Raw genomic sequence first — 24,305 nt, 5'->3', positions numbered from 1 at the left:
GCGATGACATCGACACTGAATAGCCTGACTGAATTCTCTGCGGCGGTCGCCGCCCTCGGACTGACGGATCGCGAGAAGGAAGTTGCGTTCGCCTTGCTTGGCAAGGCGGAGGTTAACCTCAATGATCCGACCGCGCTAAACTACGTTGCCATCGTGAAGATGGAGAGCGTGGTCAACAAGCTCCACACGAACTTCATCAACGACGGCAAGGCTCTCATCGCCAAACTGAAATCCGTAGTGGCCGAGGAACTGTCTGCACAGCTCGCCTCGGTTCCCCAAGGTCTGTCCAAGCAAATCGAAGGAACGCTGGAAACCGCTCTGCGCGATCTGGTGTCCAGCGTCGATCTGGCCGTCACTAAGGAAGCGCAGCGCCGCCAGACATTCCGGATCGCAAGCCTTGGTGTCGGGGCGGCAATGTTGACAATTCTGGCGGTCGGCGGCGGCTATGCCGTCGGCAAGACCGTCGTCACCTCCGAGGCCGCCAATTGGTCTGCGCTCGTCTCCCTCCCCCAGGGGAAGACCTGGCTATCCCTCGCTCGATGGAATGACATCGATAAGGTGATGGCGCAGTCCTGCGGCCCGTCCAACGGCCGGGTTATCTCGGGAAGCAAGGTCTGCACCTTGGACCTCCTGACCACCGCACCCGTTGCCACCTCCAAAGGGACCGACTACGTGCGCTTGTCGCTCAACGAGTATGCCGTGCGGCTGGGATGGGTCGGATATGGTCTGGTGGCCGCGCTAGGCGGTCTGGTGGGTTATTTTGTTAGGAGCCGCAAGAAGGCCGCTTGATGAAGCAAACCAAAGCTCGTCCATGTGGCAACGCACTGACGAGCTGCATTACCTCTCGCCGAATTTGGCAGTCCTCCGCCGAATTGAAAGCGTACCGGGCGTGGGGCGGATCATCATGATTCGTCGATCTGAATGCCAGGGACCGCAGCGTTGGTGATCAGAGTCTCGTCGAGAAGCTTTTGGAAGCGCCGCTCATGATCTTCCCTGCGGTAGAGACGATAGTAAAGCCAGCCGATAACTGCGGTTGCCGCAACGAGCAGCAAGGGAACTGCTACAATTCGCGCTATCCAGACCAAAAGCCACGCCACATGGGGCGTTTCCTTGAAAAACCAGTTGGTGCCATCGAATGCCAAATATTCAAGTGTGACCAGCGGTGGAACGACGATTATCACAATAAGCACTCCAAGCCGAGGCAGCATGGTCAATGTGCATCTTTCCCACTGCATCTGCCGGACGTCTTCGTACCAAAAGGTCTGTCGCTGCGGGAAAAGAGCCTCATACGGACCGCAAACCCACAAGAAAACCTTGATGAGTAGCAAGGCGTATCCGCCTAGAATGAGCAGGTCTTCGATTGGCAACCTGAGTTCCGTATTTAACAGTTGATCTGGTATGAACGATAGCATGAGATGGAAGCGCCGCAACTGTCCAAAAATGGACGACGAAGCGGCTGCAGATGGATGAATGAACGCGGATAGAGGCCGTGATGTCCAAGGACGAGAAACCGAAACCCACTGTTTACCGCCCTTCGGATGATCCGCTTGGCATCGATCCCGACAAGGACTTCAACGAGGAAGTCCTGCGTATAGCCCGCGACGCCTTAGAAGGCCGTCATCAGGAAGCCGTCCAGGCGGAATTCCAAGCTGCCCTTCGAAGATGGGGGATGCTTCCCTCGGCCGATCTGGTCGCCAATGCGGCGGCCATCCCCGATCGCGCCCCTAACGTCGAGCCCGATCCCGGCGACGAGATCGTTGATTCCGATGCGCGGGGGCTTGCCCGCGACTAAAACCAAAACGCTTTCCACGCGGTGTCATCCGGACTTGCCACCGTGGCTAGGAGATTAAAATGGAGTTTTATATCCTTTATATGTGTTTCCGAGCGGCCATGGACCTTGCCATCGGCCCAAAGGAGATTGGTACTCACTTGGATGCGCCAGCTTCCGCGTGGATCAAGGTTGTTGATAGACACATATCTTGTAGGTGCTGGTCGCTGGTCTGCAGGACCAATGTGCTCGATTATGACTGGTGTCCTGTCTTTTAAATGCTCTTCAATCTCAGTTGGCCATTCTGAGGGCCTTGGCGGGAATACCACAATTGCACACGTCCGTTGACGGACGACTGGGTCATCCGGTGACTCTACAAGCATTGAGGCGGAGATGCCCCGGACCCGCAGTCGCTTTATCGTAGACGGAAATTCGATTTGTAGATCGCAGCCTATTTCACCGTTCCCTGTTTTTGCATTCAAGGCCTTCTTCCAATTTTTGTCATCCATATGTTCGAATTTTGCTGTCCCCCCAGGGTTCTGCGCACGCGGCTGATGTATGGACACCACGTGCTCAAATTCAATTTCATCCATCGCTTTCAGTTCAATTTTGTTAATTGCCTCCCGAATATAACTAACAAGATAATCCAAGTATCTTTCTCGCTTCGGGGGTTTCAAACGCTCGACTATGTTGAAAATTCTTTCTTGACCATAGTCGATACTTCTTGATTTACGATAGGCAATCGAAATATCCTGCTCAAGGTAGCTCCTTATTCGATTGGCACGCTCTGTATAGTTTAGAGCGTGACCGGGCGTTTCGTGGCGCGCCTGCAGCGTCTGTTGGTAATCGGCAAGGGCAGTCCATTTTGCCTCGACATGGCGCTTTCGGTCTTGCTCGCCACCAATCGCGATTCCCGAAGATTGAGAACTTGCTTCTGATATTAGACTAAACCCTTTGCCCAAATCCCCCGCACCAATCTCAGCAAAGGCTTTGGCTGCATTGTCTTGCCCACTCTTCTCTTTTTGGCGCTGCGATTCAACATGAGTAGCTAACTCGATGTTCTTCTGGGCGTCGAGCTGCTGCCTAAATAGATCATATTCAAGTGCCCGCTTTACCGCCTGTTCTTCCAAGTCAAATAGTTCTCGACGATACACTAAGCATCTATCTAGTAAAGTGCTGGCCGATGATAATAGAGCTTCGATTTGATAGGGGTCATATGTTAACGGCTCCTTGGATATGGAATTTGTAAACTTGAAGACAAGCTCATCCACCGATTGACTGTCCTTAAAGTCCTTTAGCCACCCGTATGCGCTTGAGAGCCTCTCCTTTTCCGTTCGCCAATTTTTTTTTGGCGGAGCCGCAATCTTAGAGCTTGTAGATTTCCTCTGCTGCATTGTCCGCTCCCAAGTTTTGTATGTTGACATTACACGTCTGCCGTTGGCGGCTGAGGTTCACCATCCACAGGGGCGTCATTCGGGATATCGCCCATGCCAGGAGGGGACGTTGTGTCCAAATCATATCCCTGCTCTGGCTCAAATGCGTTTAATTCAGGATTATAGTAGTTTCTGTCGAAATCCGGCTCACGAAAGTTGGTAAAATTGTCGACAGCCTCAGCAACATCAAGGTAAAATAGGGCCTTGTCGGGATTTGCTCCAAGTATAAAGTCAAGTCCATCCCTATTAATTGAATCCGCTACACCAATTAATCCCACCAAAACGTTTCCACTACTTGCAAACAAGCGCGCTCCGTCTTCCCCATACACCAAAGCGCCGACGGGTGCTACAAAGAGGCCAGGACCGATATAGACACCCGCATCGGAAATCTCACTCAAAGCGCGATCGTCACGGGCTGCTAGCGTTGCTACGGTAAACGCCACGCATCCAGCGAACCCTATAGCTGATGCCCCGAGCAGTACCGCTGATACTGGCGGGATCGGCCCGGCAAATGTTCCAGCAGTCGCTAGTCCAGAAACCGACGACCCGCAAAGGGCTGCGACCTTCACGATTTCCCAACCGCGATCTCTGGAGAAATATTCTGCAGAGTCTGCGGAGCGCTGCCTTCCATCTCGATCGACAAGATTCGACATAAGCGCCACCATACACGCCAAGACACTTTGTAGTTTATCATAATATCGTCACGCCGCCAAGAAGTTGCGTTCGGAATAAAGTTCCGAATAAACCTGGCGGTCAAAGCGGATCGGCAGGTCTCGACAATAAACCATAGTTGTGTTGACCCGCCATTCAAACTAATGGGGGTATTGCTTAGACTTCTTGCTGAACAAGCGGACCCACGGTCACCCGCGGCGGACCTGATCAGGAACGCGAGATGACAAAGGACGACAAACCGAAACCTCCTATCTATAGCCATCCCGACGATCCTCTTGGCATCGACACGGACAAAGGACTTCAATGTGGAAGCTCGGCGCATTGCGCGCGACGCTATTGAAGGCCGCCATGAGGAAGCCGTCGAAGTGGAGATCGCCGCTGCCCTCCGTAGGTGGGGGATGACACCCAAGCGTTCGACCGACGATCCCGATCCCGGCGACGAGATCGTTGATCCCAAAAAAATAAAGTAGCGCGGGCACAAGGTGATGGCGCAGTCTTGTGGCCCATCTGACGGCCGGGTTATTTCGGGCAGCAAGGCCTGCTCACTGGAACTCTTCACCTCGCAACCTGTCGCCACGTCCAAGGGGGCCGATTACGTGCGTCTTTCAGCGGCTGAGTATGCTGTGAAGCTAGGGTGGCTTGGATATGGCCTGATGGCCGCGCTAGGGTGTTTGGTGGGCTATTTGATTCGTGGTCGTAGGAGGACCGCTCGATGAAACCGGGAACGTCGCAGTACGATAAAGAAATCCATTTCCATTGCGTCTCAACTTCGACCGATCCCGAGGATAGCAGAGCGGACACCTTTTTCGACAACATCGGCGACGCCAAAGAGTTCGCGGAGGTCCAGGTGGCCAAGTTTACCGCCGTCTGGCTTTGGGAGCGTGGAAATGTCGGCCGCCCCGGATTTGAAGATGTGTGGGTGACATACTGGTGGACTAAGCCACTAGCTATAGACCAGAAGTTTGGCGATCCCGAGGGCCGCGGCAGAGGTTGGGTCGATTGGATAAACAACAAGCTGCCTACGGACCTCAAGAATTCCATCCACGAATACGTCCCGCTTGATCCCAAGGTTCGGTCAGCCGTGTGAAAAATTTGGGCCTGCGGCCTGCGCATGAATGGGATTAGGGCAGGCACAGTTGGTGATCCTGCCCTCTCGATTTTTGATTCCGGAGTTTTGATTAGTGCGATACTTGGCTGTATTCCTTTTGCCGACCGTTCTCGCCACCTCTGCCATCGCGAGCGAAGACGCGAAATTCTTCATCCATGAGCCCGTCCTTCAGAGGTTCAAATTCAATGGGGTCGAGGGCAGCGCGTCGTTCACGATTACCCCTCTGGATATCGAGCGGCCCCTGACGGTCGAGCAAGACGAGCTGGTGGACAAGTATTCGAGAAATGACCGCGTGAACCTCCGGAAGTTCGGCATCTGCTACGGTCTGAAAGATGACCCGTCGATGGCCTCCATGGAATACCATGCATGCCGGGTGTCCTCCAACGGATACGAAATCGGATCGGAAACATTCGACATCAAATGCCGACCAGGTGAAAGCTTGTCCATCTCGATTTCCCTTGGCCTCTTCGCGCCTGAAGGTCTGGAAAACACCCTGGAGAGGCATGGCGTCGTGAAGGTCGGCGCGACCGAAGTTAAAGCCACCTACTCCGTGTTAAGGACCGCCCTTGATGATGGGGATCGGGTATCGATCGACTATGATTTCGCCGACGGCGGCGGCAGCCTTCTTCGCGATCTCTATGACGGTAGTAAGCTGACCTTCCCGACGAACTCCCGTGCTATCTCCGTTGCAATCGGGAGCACGAACGACGCGCTGCGCGATGAAGTCGCTCATGCCTCCTCGGTCTGCAAATAGACAACAAAAAAGGGGGGGCGGTAACCTCCCCTTTCGTTTTGGGACTTAGGGCACCTTAGAGGATGCCGATCCCGATGAGCCACTTCAGGATGCCAGCGACCTCCACCTCGTCGGTAGATTTGCTCGGAGCGGCAGAAACCAGCTCCAGAGTGCCGCCGATCTTGTCGGCGGGGAAGGCCACCTCCCTCCGATCGATGTCGTCGATCGGAGTTTCGAGGGACGTCCACTGAGCCCCACGGGAGGACCCGCCGAGGAAGAGCAGAATGAGCGCTTCCTCATAGGACTTCTGATCGTCGGTCTTAGCGACGTCATCGGCCTTCGTGATGTCGATGTGGTAGGGACCGCAGCCCATGGGCATGGGCATCATCATCTGCGTAACGCAGCGGTCGATATAGCGAAGCTGGGACATGTCGGCGGGCACCGCCGAGAGAATCCCGATCAGCCCGGCGATGCCCGCGACCGTTCCAATGACAGCCTTGAGTACCATGTTAGTCTCCTTCGTTTAAGCTCCGACGACACCCCGTCGTCGTTTCGATGGAGGCAACATACGACACCGCTAATACATCGTAAAGCATTGATTTCATTTATCTTTTTTAGGTTGTTTTATTGTGGATTTTAAATCGTAGGTAAAACATCTACTATTGTCGGGAACTGAAAAGGGGACCAATAATAATGGCTCGTCCGGTGATACCGCTCCGCCTTACCACTGTGATGTCTGAGGAGGCCATCAAGCTGGTAACCGAATTCAAGGCGTGGTTTGGCCATAAGGAAATCATCGACTTAGTCAAAGCCAAAGCCAAAGAAACGCGCGACTTCCTGATTGGCAATCATGATCGCCTTCCCCTTCCCGATGGAGGCACTCTCACGGAGCCGTGGGCTAAGATAGAAGATGTCCCAGTTGAACATCTTCAGAAAACGGACGACGAAATCCGCTTGGACCTACGGCTTTCTCAACTTCGGCTGAAAACCTTCGCCGTTGGGGCGTGCCGCTTGATCGGTATCCTGGACGCCGATGCGCTCCCGAAGAATGCGATTAGCTACAGTGACAGGTCGACTAATCTTGTCGAGTGGGCTTTGCACGAGCGGCTGATGAGATCGTATCTCAAGGCCAAGGCATCGGTAGAAAACAACCCGAACGAGATCGGAAGCCTCAAGATGGACGACCTTATGGGCTTATACCTGTATGAACCAAAGTCCCAGCAGGAGGCAGTGCGGGCAAAGATCGTTCAAATGGTATCTGTGGGTCTGTGGGAAGCGGACCCGCCCAAGGGCGCTCGAGATTGGAAGATCAGAGCTGGCCCGGTTGCCATTCAGGTGCATTTGGAAGTCTTCGGTCCCGTGGTCAAGCATTACAAGCGATACCTCAAGGGAGGGTTCGAAGGTAGGATTCTAGGAAGGAGGAAAGTGATGCCGTATAGCATTGGGAATGGTCCTGAAGAAATCATAGAGCGTTACGAACAGAATAAACTGCGGCCTAACCTTGAGAATGATCGAAAGCGGCTGATAGAGCGGTTGGCAAGTCTCACTGGAGAAGAAAAGGCCGCGGTGGAAAAGGAGCTAGCTGGGGTCGAGGCGCGATTGAGAACCCTTAACAACAAGCCATAACCCCACGCCTTAACCGCCCTTGCATCCAGAGTGGCTTCAGTCGTCCACCTGGAGCATTGCACCCTTGCCGACGGGTTCGATGTCCTTCTCTAAACATGCCCTCAGCAACCCGATATAGGGCGGCAGCTTTGCGCGCCGTGACGATTGCCCTGTCATCGTCAGAAGGATGACGAGCTTCCGCTTTCCTTTAAACCAAGGTGCTCGTGGTCGATTTGCACGCCCCTCTGTTCGAGCCGTGCCTGTGCGGTCGCAAGGGCATCCGAGCTGAAGTTGCCCGGGTGCCGCAGCACAATTGCCTCGGCGGTGAGTTCGGGCATACCGTAGTCCATCACTTCGTCGAAGCCGGCGGTCTTTTTCAAGGCGCAATACTCAAGCGCACCGATCTCGCCGTCTTTTTCGATCTTCGAGCGCATACGGTTCATACGCGCCACTTTGCGCCCGTTTAAGCGACGCAGCGCCTCCACGGCATGCACCATCTGCCAGCACGCATGCTCAACCGTCCCCGGTGTGAACGCGGCTGAAACCTCCGTTAGGCGTCGGAGCGCGGCCCTCTCCACGGTCGGCGACTTACCTCGGGCATTTCGAGCCATCTGCAAAAGCGCAGTTGGGTCGGTCGCCGTTGCGATATGCGAAAGGGCTTTCTTCTCGGGTTCAGTCATTTCAGGTACCTTGCTAATCAGGGGATATCGACAAGGGCCGGCCCCAAGGTTCTCCTCGTCGGCTCTCACCACATCAGTGACGGGGGGATAGCATTATTCGTCGATGTCGAGTGTCTCGCGCTTGCGATTCAGGCCACCAAGTTTTTCCCAGAGACCTTTTCGGTTTCGAGCCGCGGTCTGGGTGATCCCCAGTGCCTTGGACGCTCGGTTGTACCCGGCTCCGTCATCGAACAGACGATAGAGGATTTCTGTTCCCCGGGCTGTGAGGTTTGCCCCTACCTTGTTGCGGGGGTCTTGAGCCTGTTCCAGCGTCGGAATTTTGACGCCGGTGACCGGACGTGCGTCCGCTCCAGCAATTTTGCCAATCAAGGCATCCGTGGTGCGGTTGATGTAGTCGATAAGTTCCGTGCGGTGGCTCTCAAGTGCTGAAACGGCAGCAGAGACATTGAAAGCAGTGGTCATACGAGAAGCTCCTGCTATGGGGTTATAGTCCACGACGTTGATGATCGCACTACGGTTTGTGCAGTACATGCACTCCCTACACCAACGCACTACCGTGCGTCAACAGCTAAATCCTGGGCTTACGACTGTAGCGCGGTCTAGGAACAGTAATTCTTGTTTTCGGGGGTTGAGTAGCAGCGGAGCAGAAAACCTACACAAGCCGCCCGCGGCAAGACGGGCGGGGCCGCCGAGACGGCAGACCGCATTGGGGTGATGGAAAGCGGAATGGCGGCTTTCATGGCGCATGCGAGCTAAACAGACGTCCGGTTTCAGCTGACGGCCATTCGAAAACCAAAGTCGGCGTGCTGATCGAGGCACGCCGACCACTGCATTTACTCTGTTAAGGGCGCAGTCGCTTGGGTGTGCGGCTCAACAGCGTAACCTCCCTGATACTCGCAGCGTTGAGCAGGCGCATCAGGATGCGGCCAAGTCCTACGCCCATGCCACCATGCGGGGGGCAGCCGAAGCGGAAGAAATCGAGGTAGTCGGACAGGCTGTCGAACCGCATTCCGCGTTCCTGCGCCTGAGCCACCAGACGATTATGGCGGTGCTCGCGTTGCGCCCCAGTCGTGATCTCCAGCCCGCGCCAGAGCAGGTCGAAACCTTTGGTAAGGTCGGGACGATCCTCGTGGCGCATATGGTAGAAGGCGCGACCACTGGCGGGATAGTCAGTAATGAAGACGAACTCATGGTCTGTTTCGGCAGCTATGTGTTCGCATAGCAGGCGCTCGCCTTCGGCATCGAGATCATCGTGGCGGGCTGGGACATGGCCGAGCCGAGCAAGAATGGCGAGTGCTTCGGAAAAGGTAACCTTGGGAAACGGCAACGACGGCGGAGCGATGCTGACGCCGTAAAGTGCCTCGATCTGGGGGCCATGAACCTCGACCACGGTGCCGATGGCATGGGCAAGCCAGCGTTCTTCAAACGCCATCAATTCGTGATGGTCTTCGATCCAGCCCATCTCCATGTCGATGGAGGTGAACTCGGTTTCGTGCCGCGAGGTGAACGACGGCTCAGCGCGAAACACCGGGCCGATCTCGAACACCCTTTCCATGCCGCCGGCGATTGCCATCTGCTTGTAAAATTGTGGCGACTGAGCCAGGAAAGCTTTGGTGTCAAAATATTTGACAGCAAACACTTCAGCGCCGGATTCGCTGGCTGTTCCCATAAGTTTGGGCGAATGAATTTCGCAAAAGCCGTTCTGCTGCCAAAAGGCCCGCATTGCCGCTTCCAGCGTCGTCTGCACGGCAAAGACCAATTGTTGTCCAGGATAGCGCAGGCTGACCTGGCGGTGGTCCATCCATTTGTCCGGGCCGGAATCATACGCGATGGGTAGTTGGGGATCGGCCAATCCGCAGATCTCGACGCTTTCGATCAAGATTTCGAGACCGCCTAGCTTGACGGAGGGAGCAGCCACGACAGTGCCGATGACGATCACCGCGCTTTCAGGCGTCAGTGCGTCGAGAGCGCCGGTGAGGGCTGTATTGTCTTTGCTTTGAGTGAGCTGAACCTTGCCGGTCGGGTCACGCAGGACGATGAAGCGCATACGCTTCTGATCGCGAATGGCTTCGACAAACCCCTGCAGCTTTACGCGATGCCCGATGCACTGGGACAGCTCGGCAACAAGAGATCGGCTCAAGGATGAAAAAGGGGACATGACTTTCTCCGGGGATGAAAGCCGGATCGGAGAAGCCAACACCTTCAGCCCTTCCGAAACCGGCAGGGCTGTGGTGATCAACGAGCTACGCTATAACGCGCGCACGCCATCCACGACCCCGAAGGGGCCATTATTATTGACGGCAATGTTACGTTGCATGCTCATGGCTGAAGTTTATACACAAGGATGGAGCAGTGTAAACGGTCAACGCTGTTGAGGTCTGCTTTCGAGCGCATCCTCGGGGGCCCGAACGGCCGAAATGGGGGTCGGTTCCTGTCGTCCCGGCCTCTCCAACAAACCCCGGTTTGATGTGACGCAGCGGAACTGATCGCCAACAATCCGGAAAGGCCGACAATTTTCATAAATACCCGTGCAGAAATCTATAGCCGATATACCCTACCCTGCCGGAATTCGTCGCACGCGGCGAACTCAGGCCGCTTCGCGATCCGCAGAACGTCGATCCTGAGGAGCCGTGAATTCCTTATGTAGGTTTTCTGCTCCGTCGCTACTCAACCCCCTTCGTCTGCCTTCGTAAAGCTCGATGTTGTAGGGGCCGCAGCCAATCGCAATAGGCATCATCGCCTGCATGAGGCAGCGATCGATATAACTGGTCTTCGCAAGTCTGCGGGCACAACCGACATTACTCCCATGGCGTTTGCTGCGTAAATTCCAGTCGTTGGAGAGTTGAAATTCCCAGCGCATCAAGTACAACTGGTGATATTACAACAGAGGGAGCCACATGCCACATATCAAAGAGATTTCGACAAGAAATGAACCATTAGTAATGCAGAACATTCATATTGAGGAGCAAGGATCGTCATGTAATGGGGCCGGTAGGCTTATTCAGCTCAGATCGGGCGTGGTCCATCCCGCCAATGTAATCATTGGCGAGGTCAATGTTAGAACCGGGAAGCGCAACCTAATTAGTCAGACCTATCAAAAGGGCGAAACCGTTGTAGGTTGTTCGTTGCTCCCGAACGGAGAGGGAATTAGCCGGCAGGTCAACTGGGCTTATGGCGACACAAACTACTTTCCGGCAAATGTCGACGATCCTTATGATTCCGTCGTCATCGTCTTCAACCCTGCGACCGGAAACAGGTTCGTTTACAACCTGCATGCAAGGAATGCCACGATATCCGTCCTTCGTGAAAACGGGAAATACTATCAATACATCCTTGGAGACAGCGGGGTGCAGGGCATTGCGCTGAACCCTGGCGAAACGGTGGCGTATGTAGGATGGAACGCCGCAGTGGTGGAGCACGCTACCGCTTCCCCAAGACGAAAAGAGCTTATAGAGATTGCAACTGAGAAGACCGTTGCTGTAGCCGACCGGATTGAAATTCGAGAGGTTGACGGCCCGTCCGAGAAAGAACACGTATTGTCCGTCAATACGCCTGAAGCAGTGAACCTTATCATCTATACCCTTGAGACCGACAGCCAGCACTACACAAGACTCACGGCACAGCCGGGAGTGCATGTTCTCGGTCCTACGAAGGACAGCGCGGGTCTCCCGGTCGGTAGGCGCATTGCTTGGGCCTATGGCGATACCAACTATTTTCCGCGAGATGTCTGGGATGGGTTTGAAGCCGTTATTGCAGTGCGCGACCCGACATCTAAAGGAAGAGCTCTCTGGAATTTGGCACCAAACACCACGGCGAGAGTGCTGTATTGGGACGATATAGAGAAAGAATCAAAGGAAGTGATGATCGAGGGCGGCCTCTTCTTCCCACTTCAAGAGGGCGACATCGTTAGCTTGATCACAATGGCGGCGTGGTAACTGACGGCAACCAGGCACATTCTACCAACTACATTTTTATCCTGATACCGCCCCCGATTGACATCGGGGGCTTTTTTGAAACCCGTGTTCCGCAGCCAATCCACCAAACCGGGTTTTCCGAGATCGCGGTCCGCAAGTCCTAGTCATCCACCCGGATCATGGCATCCTTGCCGACGGGCTCGATGCCCTTCTCAACGCACGCCATCAGAAACCCGATATAAGGCGGCAGCTTTCGGGCTTTCCGTTCCCACTTCTTCACTGTCGGCAGGCTGACCAGTATTTTCTCCGCGAGTTGCTCCTGCGTGAGCCCCTGACGCTTTCTCCACGCAATGAAATATTCGATGTCCATCGTCAGCGTCATGCGGCGATCATTCCAAAATAAAAAGGGACGGTGTTTAACCGCCCCTGATACCCGAAAACGGTTTCGTTGTCGTTAGCTATGCGAACTTCGCCATGAAGCTGGCCGGGGGCCGCGGCGGCTCGTAGGCGTACTTCGGTTCCTGAGTAGGTGTAGCCTGCAATTCTTGCTGGATGGCATTGGCCTCCTTCGAGCGCAGCTCTTGTACGACAGCTGCGAGGCCACGTGCCTGGAGTGCCGTGTTGGCGATCGGCACCTGGACAACCTGAGTTCGCATTGTGTTTTCGTTGGCGGCTTTAGGGCCGAAACCATCCGAGAAGTCGTTCCGCGATCCCTTGGTCGGCGCGAAGTCATAGCTGGTTCCACGGCCGACGGCCACGACGCCCTCGATCGGTACGATCCCCATCATGTGGTTTAGGATTTCCCACGGCTTGCGTCCGGCGACGATTGCTCGGTCATTGTCGGACAGCTTTCGCATCCACGACTTGAGATCGCGCATGGTGTCAGCCTCGGCCTTCCGTTCCTCGACGGTCGGCTGATAAAGCGGAACGCGGTTGAATGCCTTCACGCGCGCAAGGATGTCATTGATCCGATCGTCCGACGTCGGCACAAACTCGACGGCCACCTGGTCGTGCCTCTCCTCCTCCACGAATACCGATTTCCTGACGACCTTCGCCATGGTCTTCAAAAGGTTTTTCATTTTGCGTCCTCCTCGGCAACTTGGTTTCGAGGCCAATTCTTGCTGCCGGCGGAAACTGGAACAACTGGATTTGGAGGACGCTGGCCCGCTGCTTCAAGTCTGGTAAGATCGCAGCCCATGACGGCGAGAGAAGTGAGCAAATTTTTCGGCGGCCGGATCGCCGCGCTCGATCGGTTCCCCGAGTTGGCGCAGCTGCTCGGCCGGATTAGCGACCCTATGCTCCGCTTGGCGTGATCCTTTACGGCAGCCGAGCGCGGGGCGATGCGACTGCGTCCAGCGATTGGGACCTCAAAGTGATCGTCTCCGACGACGCGTCCGATCCTGTTCTCTCCCTGATGTCCGGTTGGCACCTGCAGGAAGGCTCCGGTGTCTATGGCGATGTCTCCTGCGTCCGCCTGTCTGAATTCGTCTCCGATCTAAATGTTGCGAATTCGGCGGCCAGCCATCTCGTTGACGAGGGCATAGTCCTTGATCTCGGTTCTGTAACTAAGCAGGACTTCTTGCGATGATCGCGACGACGCTCACCGCCGACGATGTTGCCTCTAGGCACAGCTCGGCCAGCTGACGCGTCGCCGTCCTGCGGTGCTGAAGATGCACAGCGAGATCGATCGACGCCTTGATGTGAGCTCGGATTTCCTTGTTGTCGCCTCCCGGCATCTGGTGATGAAGCCAAGCGAAGAGCTGTCTACGAGCGTCCGTCGATCCGATCTTTTTGCCTTCTTGGTCCGTGTCACCGTGGACGTCCGGATCATATACCGCCTGTCCGAGGCTAATCAGGACCTCGCGGCCCAGCAATCCGATAGTCTGCCACTCCTCCTCTGTCGAAGCTGTAAGGAGCAGCGCCTTGGCCTTACCGAGTGATCGGTCTACGCGCTCCCATCCAGTCGGCTCGCGTTCGGCAACCGGGCTTGGATTGTGGACGCGGCCAACTGCGGACGCCACGGGACCATTGAAAAGCTGCCGGACATAGTTCCGTCGGTCGGCATAGGTATCCATGCCCTGCGCCTTCCAGAAATTATACCAATCCCACAGCGAGGCGTGAGGGTTCTCGTATTTGATCCCTGCGGCGGCGCAGCCTTCGGTCAGGCGAACTTGGCGAGCGTTGTAGTAGTCATCGACCTCTTGGATTTGCTGCTGGCCTGTGGCGACGGCAACCATCATCTCCCGGTGCAGAATGAGGTCGGGCAGTAGCGTCGCAGGCCCGTCCATCGGATCACCAGCCACTTTGATGGTAATGTCGGTGGCCGGGTCTGCGTCGTATGTCCTCTTGCTCAGGGCGGCCTCGGCAATCCGCTTGCGATCATAGCCCGGCAGTTGCGAAAGTGCGTCTGCAAAAGGTTGCGGTGCGCGCGCGACAACGACCATTTGCGAGCCTGCCCAATCGTCCTTGGTGATCCCTATATCCACACTCACATGCAGAAGCAGCGCCGATAGGTCGCCGCGTCTCAAGCTGTCGAGGAATGCCCTGGCGTTCTCTCCGTCTGAATGCGTGTGCGTCAAGTTCGTCCTGCAAGTGATCTCTCGTTGGTGACGAGGATTGGCCCGAATACCGTGCTTTAACAAGCCCCCGGAAACTCCCCTCCCCTGTCATTCAGCATTAACCCGCCTTCCGTCCGACGGAACTGTTTGCGCGAAGCAGCGCCATCAGGCCCTAGAAGTCGAATTTGATCGTGCCGACGACGTGCTCTTCAGCGCTGTAACCGATTTTGAGTGGTTCGGCCCCAGCCCGCCCCCTCAATTTGCTCCACAAAGATTGGTAAAAAATACTCGGGATTTGCACTTCAAACTGACCGCACTTGCGGCCGACGTCATGGATTTCTGAAGTCGGCCAAATGATCCACCAAAGTGTTACACAGGCAGGGCCGTTCCTGTCAGCCACATTGAGGAAAAGTCGGCCACCGAGATTGAACTGAAAATGGATGTCGGCGGTATCGCCAGCAGCGATGTCCACAATCCGGATGTCACGGGCGTCGGCTACGGCAACGCTCGCGAAAAACAGACCAAATATCCCCAGCGCGGGACGAAGAAAGCCTGCACAAAGCATATGACCGCCTCCTAATAAACTGGTAGTATTAATAGCAGTCAGGACACAACTCTCCAATTAGAACGTGAGGCACCAATGACCAGGAGGCATGTGGGAATTGTTGCGTTGGTAGTTGTGGCTGTTCTGGCGGTGGGTGCCATTTACCTGATGTGGCAAGGTGCCCGCTTTGCGAGGGAGCGAGCTGAACTCGAGTGGGCATCTTTATCTAGTTCGGCAGCCATAGCTCAAACGAGGAAGGTGCCCGAAGAATGGTCCGCGGGCATCTTCGTATCAGAAGCGGGATTTGCCAAGCTCCTGGCTGCGCTTCATGGGGCGAAGATATCCTATGATCCGGCGTTCAGCTCTGATGATACCATTGTCACGCTCAAATCGGTTTCGATGTCTTTCGAACCCGGGTTCGCTGTAGGAAATATCTCACTTTCGGCTCATTCGGAGAGACAGAAGCTTTCCGTCGATTTCAAGGGCCAAGCATCGATCTCTTTCAGGGAAATTGCCGTCCTAAATGGTCGAGCAGAGGCAGTGTTCGCGATCCACCTGCTCGACCTTGAGCCCCAAATTGGTTGGTACTCCATCGGAATCGGGTTTAGGGGCTACGCAAAGGAGCTGCTCACCTCGGGAACCATGGTTTACCTGGCAGAACAGTTGGTCGTCAGAGTACCCCTGACTAATGAGGTAGCCTTCGATCTCGCGCAGGCGAAGGACCTTCACCTACCGACAGTGGAGCCGAAGAAAGATAATTTCGTCGACGTCAATCTTTCTGTACCCACCAAGGTCATCCGGAAGAAGTTCCTTTTTATGAACCCTGTTTTTTTGAAAGGAGGCGTATGGCTTCTTGCCCAGCCTGACGATGGTGAGACACCTATTACCCTCCCAGCCAAGGAAAGTAAGCCCGGAGCTGATCTTTCCACGAGGATCGAAATTTTACGTCAACAGGTGGCCAAAATTCCCACTCCCACCGAGGACATGTCGATTTGGCTCCGCGGCGAAACGCTCCAGGACCTGGTTAAAGGAATAAGGAGTCTTCCGAAGGAAAATCGTACGGTCAAAGCTCGTACTATCAGATTCAACGGAGTATTGACGACCAAAGAGGGTGGAAGCGGATTTTTGTGGGCACGGGCCTACGCAGAGCTGACGGGAGACAATCCGGCTCAGGGTAACGCCGAAATAAGCGAAGTCGAGGCCCAGTGGATTGCAAACAAAGGCTTGAAAGTCAGCGGCAGAGTGGATGGGAATGCTGTTGCCTTTATTCGTGTCCGTGTCGTCCCCGTTTCTAATAGCGGAAAAGGGTTAGGAACCGTCGTCGACGACACCGTAGCAATGATTGGCGGGGGCGGGTTAAATTTGGATGGAGTGCTCTCGCCGCGTGTCGTCACTGTTGACAACCACAAAGCATTGATCGTCGCCCCGGAGTTTGACTGCAAACCCTATCGATTTGACGTTGCGGCGCTCGGCGGGTTGGGAAGCCTCGGAATTTTTTCTGTCGCGGGCGTCAGTGCGACGATCTCAGGCAAATTCGGTGGAGCGGCCCTTAGTCAACAGCTGATAATTTCGGATTTGCCTTATCTATTTAAAGGTCAAAACGACGATGGAACTTCACTAAAAATCGTAGCCGATGGGAAGCACCTGCAATTTAAACCACGGTGGAACGCATCCACGATAGCAGTTGTCCCTGCGGTGTCGCTGGCGAGCAGTGAGGGAATGTCGGTTGGCTCGACATTGGAAGTTGGATACCTGGCGAATGTTCCCTCGACCAACGAGCGCGAAGAGCAGGAGAAGAAGCTAAGGGAAAAACTTAGCACTGTGCAAACCGACGGGACGCAATGCGGTGAACCACAAATTGATATCAAAATCGGCGATATCAGCGTCACAAACCCGATCCTCACCATTGTACCCAAGACCATGGGTCTCCCACCTGGAACAACCGAAATTATTGATAGGCTACAGATAAGACCGCCGACTGTTGGCGAAGTGCTTCGAAACAGCCCAATCAGGCATTTTCTGCCCTTTCGGTGGTAAGAGGTGAAGCGATCCCGACGTGAGGCTCGCCGCTCCCTAATAGGCCGGAAATGCAATTGAGTCGAAACAGCCGTATTCTCACATTTTGTTGTCAAGCGATACTTAGCCCGCCTTCCGCCCAACCAGACTATTTGCGCGAAGCAGCGCCATCAGCATCGGACCAATCGCGAATTCCCCGGCCTCGGTGCGCCGTGTCAGATCGCGCAGGTAGCCGCCCGCCGAATTGATGTGGCCACCGCGCTCGAGGATGCAGGCAATCACTGTCGCTGCGTTTTCGGGGCCCATTGTCGAGCAAGCCTCTTGGTATGCCGACGGGCTGACGCCGAGCATCGAGCGGACGACGATCGCGGCGCTCATCAAGTCCCGCCAACTGCCTACCTGCCCACCTGGACCGTATGCTGAAATCTCGGGGCAGGCCTGCATGACCAGTCCAAGGGGAAACGACTTCAGCGGCCCCTGCCCACCAGACCCCTCGAACTGCTTCCCTCCCCTACTCCGAACATCCGGTGTAATCTCACGGTCGGCCAACGCCGCGCTCGACTCCCCAACGTGAAGCGAGAAGTTTGCGCCCTGCTCGTCATCGAGAGCTGGTTCAAGTTCATGAATGGATTCGGAGTTTGAATTCTGTATGTGGCGCTCAACTTGAGACTCATTGGCGCTCATTTTATTAAAATTATTGTTTGTATTCAGAAGGTTGAGGATTTCTTCCCGCAGCACCGAGAGCTCGTCGAGCACGTTGGTGAGGTCATCCACCCGGGCGGCGCGCGGAAGGCGGCCGACTATCTCTCGAAAGAGGCCCGAAATCATATCCCAATCGCCTCCCACACCCTCCTCCAATGCGACCTCGATCAGCTTTGCGATATCGCGACGGCAGATCGTCAGCCTCTCTTTCGCGGCGCGCAGAAGCTCACGGTCGGCAATGAGCTGGGCGGCGACCGTCTCGATCTCGACCGCCCTCGCTAACAGCGGAGCAAGCGAGAAGCCGAAGGCATCTTGGACGTCCCCTGCCCTGTCTCGACGTGCGTAGCGCTTGCCATTGGCGCTGTCCTTACGCAGGATCAATCCGGCGTCGACAAGGACAGCCAAGTGCCGACGTAGCGTCGCTGCGGTCATCCCGCGAGCGCGGATCGACAGCTGCGCATTACTCGGAAACACGATCAAACCGCGTTCCTCAGACAGCTCGTTGTCCGGATAGAACGTCAGCAAGGCGTCAAGAACGGTTAAGGCGCGATCCGTCACGCCAAGCGCAGGCCGTGCTTCACAAATGGCACGAAACAATTTCCATTTGTTCCGGGTAATTCCAGGTTCGATCTCTTCGGCCAGTTGCTGGCTTGCCAACATGCCAAGCGTCATCGGCCGCCGCCCGAAAGGCGTCGTCACACTTCCACCGTCCATATTCTTCACCTCTCAAGAAGGCAAAAGAAGTCCGCTCACCATAACGGGTGCCAAAGACTCTTGACGTTGATTCGGGGAAATGCGATTCTCAGTCTGCTAGAACTTCGAGAAGGGCTTCCACGGGCAACCGTTTGGGGGCCTTTTTCTTTTGCTGTCTACCTTTCGTCAGTTTTGGTTGATGACAGAAACTCTTGGTGCAATCGCTCCAAATTGTCCGCGATGAAGCGGCCGAATGTGGCGGCCTCGTCCGACTTGAGTGCGATTGAATAGGCCTTCCCGCTGCCTTTGAACTCGGCGCGGACTGAGGCATCGCCTGCTCGCCACTCGCCCTTGTCGGTGGTCCGCTTTGGCGACTGATCCGCCCTCTTGATCTCCGCTACCAAAAACTCAAAACGGGCGTCGGATTCAAGAGCGCTGAACTTGTCCTCATCGACGAGTTTGCCGACAAGCGCCTTCGTCGATGGCTTCTCGACCTTCTGAGCGAAGTCGATCCAACGATCCCGGCCGATGGACTTAGCGGGACCGATCTTCACCGCGACCGATTCCGGCACGCGACCGGAAACCGACAGCATCCGGGTCAACATGGGCGCGTCAATTGCAAGTGCAGACTGGATCGTCGGTTTGTCGTAGCCGAGATCGAGCAAGCGCTTAGCGAACATGGATCGCTCGATGAACGACAGGTTCTGCCGAGCCGAGTTTTCCTGTCCCTGCGCGATAACATGGTCTGCGTCGGAGATTCCCTTGACGACTGCACGGACTTTCCGTCCAAGGTCTTTAGCTGCCCTGGCACGGCGATGACCGAAAACGATCTGGTATCGGCCGTTGTCCGACGGGTGAGGGCGCACCAGAATTGGCGAGTCCTGACCGCGATCTCGGATGGCCTCGACCAGCTCCGCGTAGGCGGCGTCGTCCTCGCTCATGCGATCCGTCACGAACGATCCGTCGAGATCGGCGGTATCCAACTCAACAACGAGTTCCCCTGAAAGGTTCTGGTCGGCGAGGGCGGCTTTCTCAGCCAACTCGTTCAAAGAACTGATCATCGAGCGGGAAGCGCCCTTAGCCGCGTAGCTCGGATTGGCTTTACGCTCCGAGGTTTCGCCTTGAGGTCCGGTGATATTTGCGAAAACATCCCTTCGAGCCATCACGCTTTTCCCCGTTTATTGATTTCATTGCGGAAAATAGCCGTTTGTACGGCTGACAATTTTTCAAGCACTGCGACGCCCCCATGCTTTGTGCAGCAACTCGATCACTTCGGCGTTGACTGCATCCATGGACTCGCGGGCGCGGTCATAGGTGGTCGGCGTGAACTGCGAGCGCTCCACTTCGTAGAGGCTCTGTTTGGTCAATCCGGCGTCGGAAATGGCGGTCGATTTCACCATATGATTTCGCATCATCTGCTGAGCGAACATAGACGCCATGAAGCCCACCATCTGCTGCTGCGGAATGTCCGTTGGCTCGTAGCGCGTGACGAGGTAGCGAAACCAGTCCAGGGAAACATTCACGCCCACGGCCTCGACAGACTTGAGGATGTTGCCGAGCATCAACAAGAACTGGCTCATCGACATTATGTCGAGCATTTGCGGGTGCACGGTGATCAGAACCGACGTGGCCGCCGTCAACGCAGTAAGCGTGAGGTAGCCGAGCTGGGGAGGGCAGTCGATAACGATGACATCGTAGCGATCATCGACTTCTGCGAGCGCGTCTCCAATCCGCGTGTAGAACATCTTGCCTGCGTTCGAATCTTTCCGTTGCATGGCAATCGGCGTCTCGTATTCGTATTCCTGCAGCTCAAGGTTTGCCGGGACGACATCAAGATTCGGAAAGTTGGTCGGCTGGATCACGTCTGCAATTGACTTGCGCTCGTCGTCGTAACGCAGCGCTTCGTAAAGTGACAGCTTCTCGTCCAGCTCCGGTTGGATACCATACAGTGCCGTCAACGACGCCTGGGGGTCGAGATCGACGGCCAGGACACGATAGCCTCGCAATGCCAGATACTGTGCCAGGTGCGCCGCCGTGGTCGTCTTGCCGGACCCGCCCTTGAAATTGACGACTGCGATAACCTGCAGACCTTCATTTTCCTTGCGGTGTGGAACTCGGTCGAGGAGGGCGCGTAAATCATTCATTTGGTCGGCAGTGTAGTATCGCCGCCCTGTCGAAGTGGTCGTAGGCTCAACGCCCTTGCCTTGGAGATGGAGCTTTTTCAGATAGGACTGCGACACGCCCACGAAATCGGCAACCTCGGCCAGCGAAAACTGACGTAGACCCTTCTGTGCGTTCGGCGGAAATTTCTCCTGCCGCAGCATATCGAGCTTCGACGAAATATCGCCACCCTGTTCAAGGATGGTATCGGCAAAACCCGGCACTTTCTCAGAAGTGGCCATTTTCACGTTCATTTTTTGAAATCCGCTCAGTCACGATATTTTGGCGAAACCGCACCAATTATCGGGACAATGCCCCGATTCCTTGTTCCTGGCAAGGAAAAGAGGGTTAACAGAAGGTTAACGGGTTCCGCGCCTTAGCTGAACAAGATTCTTGCGGAAAGGGAATAGAGGAAACGGGGAGGGGATGGCCTCCACAGTTCAGAGGCGGTTCGAGTCGGGGGCAAAGTCGCCCTGACTAAAGCACGGAAGAATAGGGCTCCTTCATACCTTGCTTATGCGAGGGGCGTTCGATTAATCTCTTTCGAAACCGAATGGCAGAGTGACGATTCATGCAAAACGACGCAGTTCCTATCCAAGAGGCACTAAGCAATCTCGGAATGAATGTTGCCAATGTGCTCGCCAAAGCGATTACGAACCAGAGTGAGCAATGGTATTTCATCACAAACATGTATGACCAACTGCTCACGCAAATTCCGGAGAAAAATTGGCTCCAAGTGTTTCCATTTAAGCTGTTCGAAATCGAATATCGTTGGGGCAAAATAGAGCCGTTTGTTTTCGAAGTTCGCGGCAATCCAGGGCTAGACTATATAAATAAGCAGGTGGTGCCGTCGCTGTTGGAGACGTTTGACGCGGACTTGGTGAATCTCACTATCGCCCACGCCTACTCGCAATACTGCATTCATTACGTGGCCTACATCCAAGACACGCGGCGGGTTTTTGCTGAGCATTTTCGTGAGAATTTCCGTCGAGACGGGCATAATGCCATTGCAGACAGATGGGATGAGGTCGCAAGAAGTCTTCGGAGTTGAGGCGGCTTGCTGGTGGCCGTGTCTAAACTAGTCCCGTTTCTTGTCCACCTTCACCAGCCAAGGCGCGATAAACCGTCATTCGCGAAATCCTCAGCTCGCGGGCAACGTCCGCCTTGCTTTCCCCGGCTGCAATCCTGCGACGGATTTCCTTGTCATCAACGTTCTTTCGTCGGCCTTTGTAAACACCTTCGGCTTTTGCGGCCTCTATTCCGGCACGCTGTCGGTCTCGGATAAACTGCAGCTCCATATCCGCGACCATTCCCAAAATCGTAATCACCATGCGGCCCATGCTTCCGGCCGTCGTCACCTCTGGTTCCAAGACGCGAAGGGAAGCGCCCTTTTCGTCAAGCTCGTGAACGAGGTTGAGAACGTCGCGGGTAGATCGGCCGAGCCGGTCAAGGCGCAACACCACCAACTCGTCGCCGGAGCGCAAAAACTGCATGATGGTTTCAAGCTCGGTTCTGCCGGATCGCGATTTCCCCGATGCCGTTTCCGAACGCACAATCTCGCAACCCGCCGCCTTCAATTGGGCGGTCTGGATTTCCAAGCTCTGGTCGGTAGTGCTGACGCGGGCGTAGCCAATGCGTGTCATCGCGAATCCGTAACATTAGGGTGGCCTCGCTAATGTAACGTCACATTTACCGGAAAGATACCCTTTTGTGACAAAAGGTAGCTGTCACATTCGATGTCGCTTTGAGGTGTACCCAAATGTGATGCTAAGGGCAGCAGCCCACAAGGGGCCCCGAGCAACTATAATGGGCCATCCACAAGCAAACATGTGACGGAAGCGTAGATCACTATCACTTCCAGTTCATCGCTCATTTACCATGCTTACAGCACGATAGCGGTAGGGCGAATTTGGGTAGCTCTCTTACCTATCGTCCCACAGTTGATCCCCATGCTCCGCGATCTCGCGGCCGAGAAGGCCGACCACGATCCTGGCGAATTCCTTCGTGTGGAATGTCCTCCATGGCGGCGAAGCGGCCGAAGTGGGAGTTCTGGAGATAGCCGAGGGCGAACGTCAGGAAGGCATTCGAAATCTGCTCCTCGACTGTCAGCGTCTTCGAGCATGGAGACGTCCTGATCCTCCCGTAGCGACTGCCACACACGAAGGGTCCACTTGGGCGTCTCGTCGTCTCCCGGCCAAATACGGTCGGCCTCGATCATGATCCAGTGGATGACCCGGAGCAGCACTTGTTCGCGCCCGATCAGGTTGGTGATCCTCCTGCCATGAATGTCGACGGGGATGCCCGAGGGTGGCATGCACTCCTGCGGCGGCCTCTTTGGCGTGAGCCTCGTCGAGATCAGGATTTGGGGAGTGCGGAACGTGTAGTGCGAACCGGGCTTCTTTCCCTTCGCGAAGTGCAGCCACGACGGCTTCGAGGAAAATGTCTTACCCTCTTTGTGGACCATGATCCTCGGCCCTGCGATCAACTCGCAGGGCGGGGCCATCGATCGGACGATCTCTGCGTAATCCCTGACGAATGATGCCGCCTCTGGGTGGCCGTCTCCCGGCAGCACATGGTAGCGCTTCATCAGCTTGGGCAGCTCGATGATCTCCGTCTCCATGGAAACCGGACGATCCGCGTCGGGCTGGCCGCGCATGTAGTAGGCGTAGATGTCGTCGGGCTGCTTTGGTTTCGTCACCTCGAGTCCGTTTGTCAGCATAGTCATGTCCATTGTGATCCCCTCCCAAGGTCGGCATTCATTACGGCCGCGCAGCGGCCCGCGGTGTCTTCACGATTTTCAGTGTCGGCCGCTCGATCCGCCGGCCGCCGAATGGTGGCATGGCGACCCCGTGACGATGACAGAGAGCCGTCAGGCGCTTCACATGTCGCTCGGCATCCCGCAGCTGCCCGCGCTCTCTGGCGGCCCTGAGGTCGTAGACCCCGGTCTCGTCCCCGGGCAGGCTCTGCACGTCCTTCAGGATATCGAGCAGCTGCACCAGGCGGCCCCTGTAGTAGGGGTCCGCGATCCGTGCCAAGGCGATCTCCGCATTGTCGGTCTGGCGGGCCATGAGCTTGGCTACCTCTGCCTGTTCCTGCTCGGGCAGCTCCACGCCGGACAAGAAGCCCTCGTTCAGCGCCATGCGGCAGGCTTGTTTCAGGTCGATCTCGGAATTCGTGCAGTAGCTGGTCATCAGATGAAACCTCCGAGCTTGAGGGAGCCAAGCTCGATCTGAACGTCATGGCGCTCGATCATGGCCTCTAGCCGCCTCATGCGGTCTTGATCCACTGGAAGGGAGCCACCGCTGAAATCCTTCGCCATCCCTTTGACGACCTTGCGCTCCACCTTGGAGAGCGGCACGTCGTCCAGAGCATCGATCATCTGCATGATGTCGCCGCGCCTGTAGCTGTTGACTAGGGGAGACAGCATGCGCTCGTCAGCCCGTTCCATCGAGGCCATGCAGGCATCGAGCCGATCCTGTTCGGCAAGTGTGATGTTCTTGGTCGCGAGGTAGGCCGCGGCAGTCCGCATCCAGTCGTGACGGTGGACGGTCTCGGCCGCCGACTTGAGGCCGTCGTAGTCGATCTGGCCGGTGGCCTTAGCACCATCAATGATCCCCTCGATCGCTTCGATGTTGGTCGTGGTGATTGAAAGCATTGTCATCTGGTTTCCCCGTGTGGTCTTTTGTCTGCTTGGGAGTAGGGGAGGGAGGATGTTGGCC

Annotated in this window: 28 protein-coding genes; 10 read left to right on the top strand and 18 right to left on the bottom strand. The window is 55.7% G+C overall.

The genetic code is table 11. From position 1 onward, the window contains the following. The first annotated feature begins 3 nt into the window (after positions 1–3). The gene (locus HX899_RS01265) at positions 4–789 is read left to right on the top strand and encodes a hypothetical protein (protein ID WP_181291502.1); all 786 of its coding nucleotides are present in this window, start codon (positions 4–6) and stop codon (positions 787–789) included. 113 nt (positions 790–902) lie between these two features. Here HX899_RS01265 and HX899_RS01260 read toward each other — a convergent pair whose 3' ends face one another. Then, positions 903–1,367, bottom strand: coding sequence for a hypothetical protein (locus tag HX899_RS01260; RefSeq protein WP_181291501.1), 465 nt, complete (start codon positions 1,365–1,367; stop codon positions 903–905). 125 nt (positions 1,368–1,492) lie between these two features. On the opposite strand from HX899_RS01260, the gene HX899_RS01255 reads away from it, so the two are divergent. Next, positions 1,493–1,792 (top strand): hypothetical protein, encoded by a 300-nt coding sequence (locus HX899_RS01255; protein WP_130722927.1) that lies wholly within the window; start codon positions 1,493–1,495, stop codon positions 1,790–1,792. Here HX899_RS01255 and HX899_RS01250 read toward each other — a convergent pair. Both HX899_RS01250 and HX899_RS01245 read right to left on the bottom strand, forming a co-directional pair. Continuing rightward, a complete protein-coding gene (locus HX899_RS01250; protein WP_181291500.1) occupies positions 1,789–3,039 on the bottom strand; it encodes a hypothetical protein in 1,251 nt (416 codons plus the stop codon). The two genes, HX899_RS01255 and HX899_RS01250, sit on opposite strands and share 4 nt — an antisense overlap. A gap of 152 nt (positions 3,040–3,191) precedes the next feature. Beyond that, positions 3,192–3,854: a hypothetical protein gene (locus HX899_RS01245; RefSeq protein ID WP_181291499.1), complete on the bottom strand. Its 663-nt coding sequence runs from the start codon at positions 3,852–3,854 to the stop codon at positions 3,192–3,194. Between the two features lie 324 nt (positions 3,855–4,178). Here HX899_RS01245 and HX899_RS01240 point away from each other — a divergent pair, with 324 nt between their 5' ends. The 3 genes from HX899_RS01240 to HX899_RS01230 all read left to right on the top strand — a co-directional run bounded on the left by HX899_RS01240 (position 4,179) and on the right by HX899_RS01230 (position 5,735). Continuing rightward, positions 4,179–4,343, top strand: a complete 165-nt coding sequence (locus HX899_RS01240; RefSeq protein ID WP_181291498.1) for a hypothetical protein — start codon at positions 4,179–4,181, stop codon at positions 4,341–4,343. A 242-nt stretch (positions 4,344–4,585) separates the two neighbouring features. After that, the gene (locus HX899_RS01235) at positions 4,586–4,960 is read left to right on the top strand and encodes a hypothetical protein (protein ID WP_181291497.1); all 375 of its coding nucleotides are present in this window, start codon (positions 4,586–4,588) and stop codon (positions 4,958–4,960) included. Between the two features lie 103 nt (positions 4,961–5,063). Next, positions 5,064–5,735 carry a hypothetical protein gene (locus tag HX899_RS01230; protein ID WP_181291496.1) on the top strand — a complete coding sequence of 224 codons (672 nt, stop codon included), beginning with the start codon at positions 5,064–5,066 and terminating at the stop codon, positions 5,733–5,735. A gap of 55 nt (positions 5,736–5,790) precedes the next feature. On the opposite strand, the gene HX899_RS01225 is transcribed toward HX899_RS01230, so the two are convergent. After that, a complete protein-coding gene (locus HX899_RS01225) occupies positions 5,791–6,222 on the bottom strand; it encodes a hypothetical protein (RefSeq protein WP_130801460.1) in 432 nt (143 codons plus the stop codon). A 185-nt stretch (positions 6,223–6,407) separates the two neighbouring features. On the opposite strand from HX899_RS01225, the gene HX899_RS01220 reads away from it, so the two are divergent. After that, positions 6,408–7,340, top strand: a complete 933-nt coding sequence (locus HX899_RS01220) for a hypothetical protein (protein WP_181291495.1) — start codon at positions 6,408–6,410, stop codon at positions 7,338–7,340. Between the two features lie 158 nt (positions 7,341–7,498). On the opposite strand, the gene HX899_RS01215 is transcribed toward HX899_RS01220, so the two are convergent. From HX899_RS01215 to aspS, 3 genes are all read right to left on the bottom strand, one after another. Then, on the bottom strand, positions 7,499–7,999 hold the full coding sequence (locus tag HX899_RS01215) for a hypothetical protein (RefSeq protein ID WP_181291494.1): 501 nt from the start codon (positions 7,997–7,999) through the stop codon (positions 7,499–7,501). Positions 8,000–8,092: 93 nt separating this feature from the next. Then, positions 8,093–8,461: a hypothetical protein gene (locus HX899_RS01210; RefSeq protein ID WP_181291493.1), complete on the bottom strand. Its 369-nt coding sequence runs from the start codon at positions 8,459–8,461 to the stop codon at positions 8,093–8,095. 379 nt (positions 8,462–8,840) lie between these two features. Next, positions 8,841–10,238 carry an aspartate--tRNA(Asn) ligase gene (aspS, locus tag HX899_RS01205; protein ID WP_246697046.1) on the bottom strand — a complete coding sequence of 466 codons (1,398 nt, stop codon included), beginning with the start codon at positions 10,236–10,238 and terminating at the stop codon, positions 8,841–8,843. A 658-nt stretch (positions 10,239–10,896) separates the two neighbouring features. Between aspS and HX899_RS01195 the strand changes: the two genes are divergently transcribed. Continuing rightward, entirely contained in the window at positions 10,897–11,934 is a 1,038-nt protein-coding gene (locus HX899_RS01195) for a hypothetical protein (RefSeq protein ID WP_181291491.1), read from the top strand. A 139-nt stretch (positions 11,935–12,073) separates the two neighbouring features. On the opposite strand, the gene HX899_RS01190 is transcribed toward HX899_RS01195, so the two are convergent. Further along, positions 12,074–12,295, bottom strand: coding sequence for a DNA-binding transcriptional regulator (locus HX899_RS01190; RefSeq protein WP_181291490.1), 222 nt, complete (start codon positions 12,293–12,295; stop codon positions 12,074–12,076). 76 nt (positions 12,296–12,371) lie between these two features. Further along, on the bottom strand, positions 12,372–12,992 hold the full coding sequence (locus HX899_RS01185) for a hypothetical protein (RefSeq protein WP_181291489.1): 621 nt from the start codon (positions 12,990–12,992) through the stop codon (positions 12,372–12,374). A gap of 230 nt (positions 12,993–13,222) precedes the next feature. On the opposite strand from HX899_RS01185, the gene HX899_RS01180 reads away from it, so the two are divergent. After that, the gene (locus HX899_RS01180) at positions 13,223–13,501 is read left to right on the top strand and encodes a nucleotidyltransferase domain-containing protein (RefSeq protein ID WP_181291488.1); all 279 of its coding nucleotides are present in this window, start codon (positions 13,223–13,225) and stop codon (positions 13,499–13,501) included. Here HX899_RS01180 and HX899_RS01175 read toward each other — a convergent pair. Together HX899_RS01175 and HX899_RS01170 are read right to left on the bottom strand one after the other, a co-directional pair. Then, positions 13,479–14,492, bottom strand: a complete 1,014-nt coding sequence (locus HX899_RS01175; protein WP_181291487.1) for a hypothetical protein — start codon at positions 14,490–14,492, stop codon at positions 13,479–13,481. The genes HX899_RS01180 and HX899_RS01175 overlap by 23 nt on opposite strands. A 151-nt stretch (positions 14,493–14,643) precedes the next feature. Next, a complete protein-coding gene (locus tag HX899_RS01170) occupies positions 14,644–15,036 on the bottom strand; it encodes a hypothetical protein (protein WP_181291486.1) in 393 nt (130 codons plus the stop codon). A 75-nt stretch (positions 15,037–15,111) separates the two neighbouring features. On the opposite strand from HX899_RS01170, the gene HX899_RS01165 reads away from it, so the two are divergent. Beyond that, positions 15,112–17,052 carry a hypothetical protein gene (locus HX899_RS01165; protein ID WP_181291485.1) on the top strand — a complete coding sequence of 647 codons (1,941 nt, stop codon included), beginning with the start codon at positions 15,112–15,114 and terminating at the stop codon, positions 17,050–17,052. Positions 17,053–17,154: 102 nt separating this feature from the next. Here the strand turns inward: HX899_RS01165 and repC are convergent, their stop codons facing one another. From repC to repA, 3 genes are all read right to left on the bottom strand, one after another. Next, entirely contained in the window at positions 17,155–18,447 is a 1,293-nt protein-coding gene (gene repC / locus HX899_RS01160; protein WP_181291484.1) for a plasmid replication protein RepC, read from the bottom strand. 155 nt (positions 18,448–18,602) lie between these two features. After that, the gene (gene repB / locus HX899_RS01155) at positions 18,603–19,589 is read right to left on the bottom strand and encodes a plasmid partitioning protein RepB (RefSeq protein WP_130801441.1); all 987 of its coding nucleotides are present in this window, start codon (positions 19,587–19,589) and stop codon (positions 18,603–18,605) included. Between the two features lie 63 nt (positions 19,590–19,652). Continuing rightward, positions 19,653–20,840, bottom strand: coding sequence for a plasmid partitioning protein RepA (gene repA / locus HX899_RS01150; protein WP_181291483.1), 1,188 nt, complete (start codon positions 20,838–20,840; stop codon positions 19,653–19,655). Positions 20,841–21,157: 317 nt separating this feature from the next. Here repA and HX899_RS01145 point away from each other — a divergent pair, with 317 nt between their 5' ends. After that, on the top strand, positions 21,158–21,637 hold the full coding sequence (locus tag HX899_RS01145; RefSeq protein WP_130801439.1) for a hypothetical protein: 480 nt from the start codon (positions 21,158–21,160) through the stop codon (positions 21,635–21,637). Positions 21,638–21,659: 22 nt separating this feature from the next. On the opposite strand, the gene HX899_RS01140 is transcribed toward HX899_RS01145, so the two are convergent. The 4 genes from HX899_RS01140 to HX899_RS01125 form a co-directional block, all read right to left on the bottom strand. Beyond that, on the bottom strand, positions 21,660–22,229 hold the full coding sequence (locus tag HX899_RS01140; RefSeq protein ID WP_130801438.1) for a recombinase family protein: 570 nt from the start codon (positions 22,227–22,229) through the stop codon (positions 21,660–21,662). A 239-nt stretch (positions 22,230–22,468) separates the two neighbouring features. Further along, positions 22,469–23,317 carry a hypothetical protein gene (locus HX899_RS01135; protein ID WP_181291482.1) on the bottom strand — a complete coding sequence of 283 codons (849 nt, stop codon included), beginning with the start codon at positions 23,315–23,317 and terminating at the stop codon, positions 22,469–22,471. A 28-nt stretch (positions 23,318–23,345) separates the two neighbouring features. Next, positions 23,346–23,777 carry a hypothetical protein gene (locus HX899_RS01130; RefSeq protein WP_181291481.1) on the bottom strand — a complete coding sequence of 144 codons (432 nt, stop codon included), beginning with the start codon at positions 23,775–23,777 and terminating at the stop codon, positions 23,346–23,348. Next, the gene (locus tag HX899_RS01125; RefSeq protein ID WP_181291480.1) at positions 23,777–24,247 is read right to left on the bottom strand and encodes a hypothetical protein; all 471 of its coding nucleotides are present in this window, start codon (positions 24,245–24,247) and stop codon (positions 23,777–23,779) included. Before HX899_RS01125 ends, HX899_RS01130 begins: the two co-directional genes overlap by 1 nt. Positions 24,248–24,305: the final 58 nt, after the last annotated feature.

Source organism: Rhizobium sp. WYCCWR 11146 (genome assembly GCF_013591995.1).
Classification (GTDB): domain Bacteria; phylum Pseudomonadota; class Alphaproteobacteria; order Rhizobiales; family Rhizobiaceae; genus Rhizobium; species Rhizobium indicum.
The sequence above is the reverse complement of the archived record's forward strand: the minus strand, read 5'-3'. Positions and strand labels throughout refer to the sequence as shown.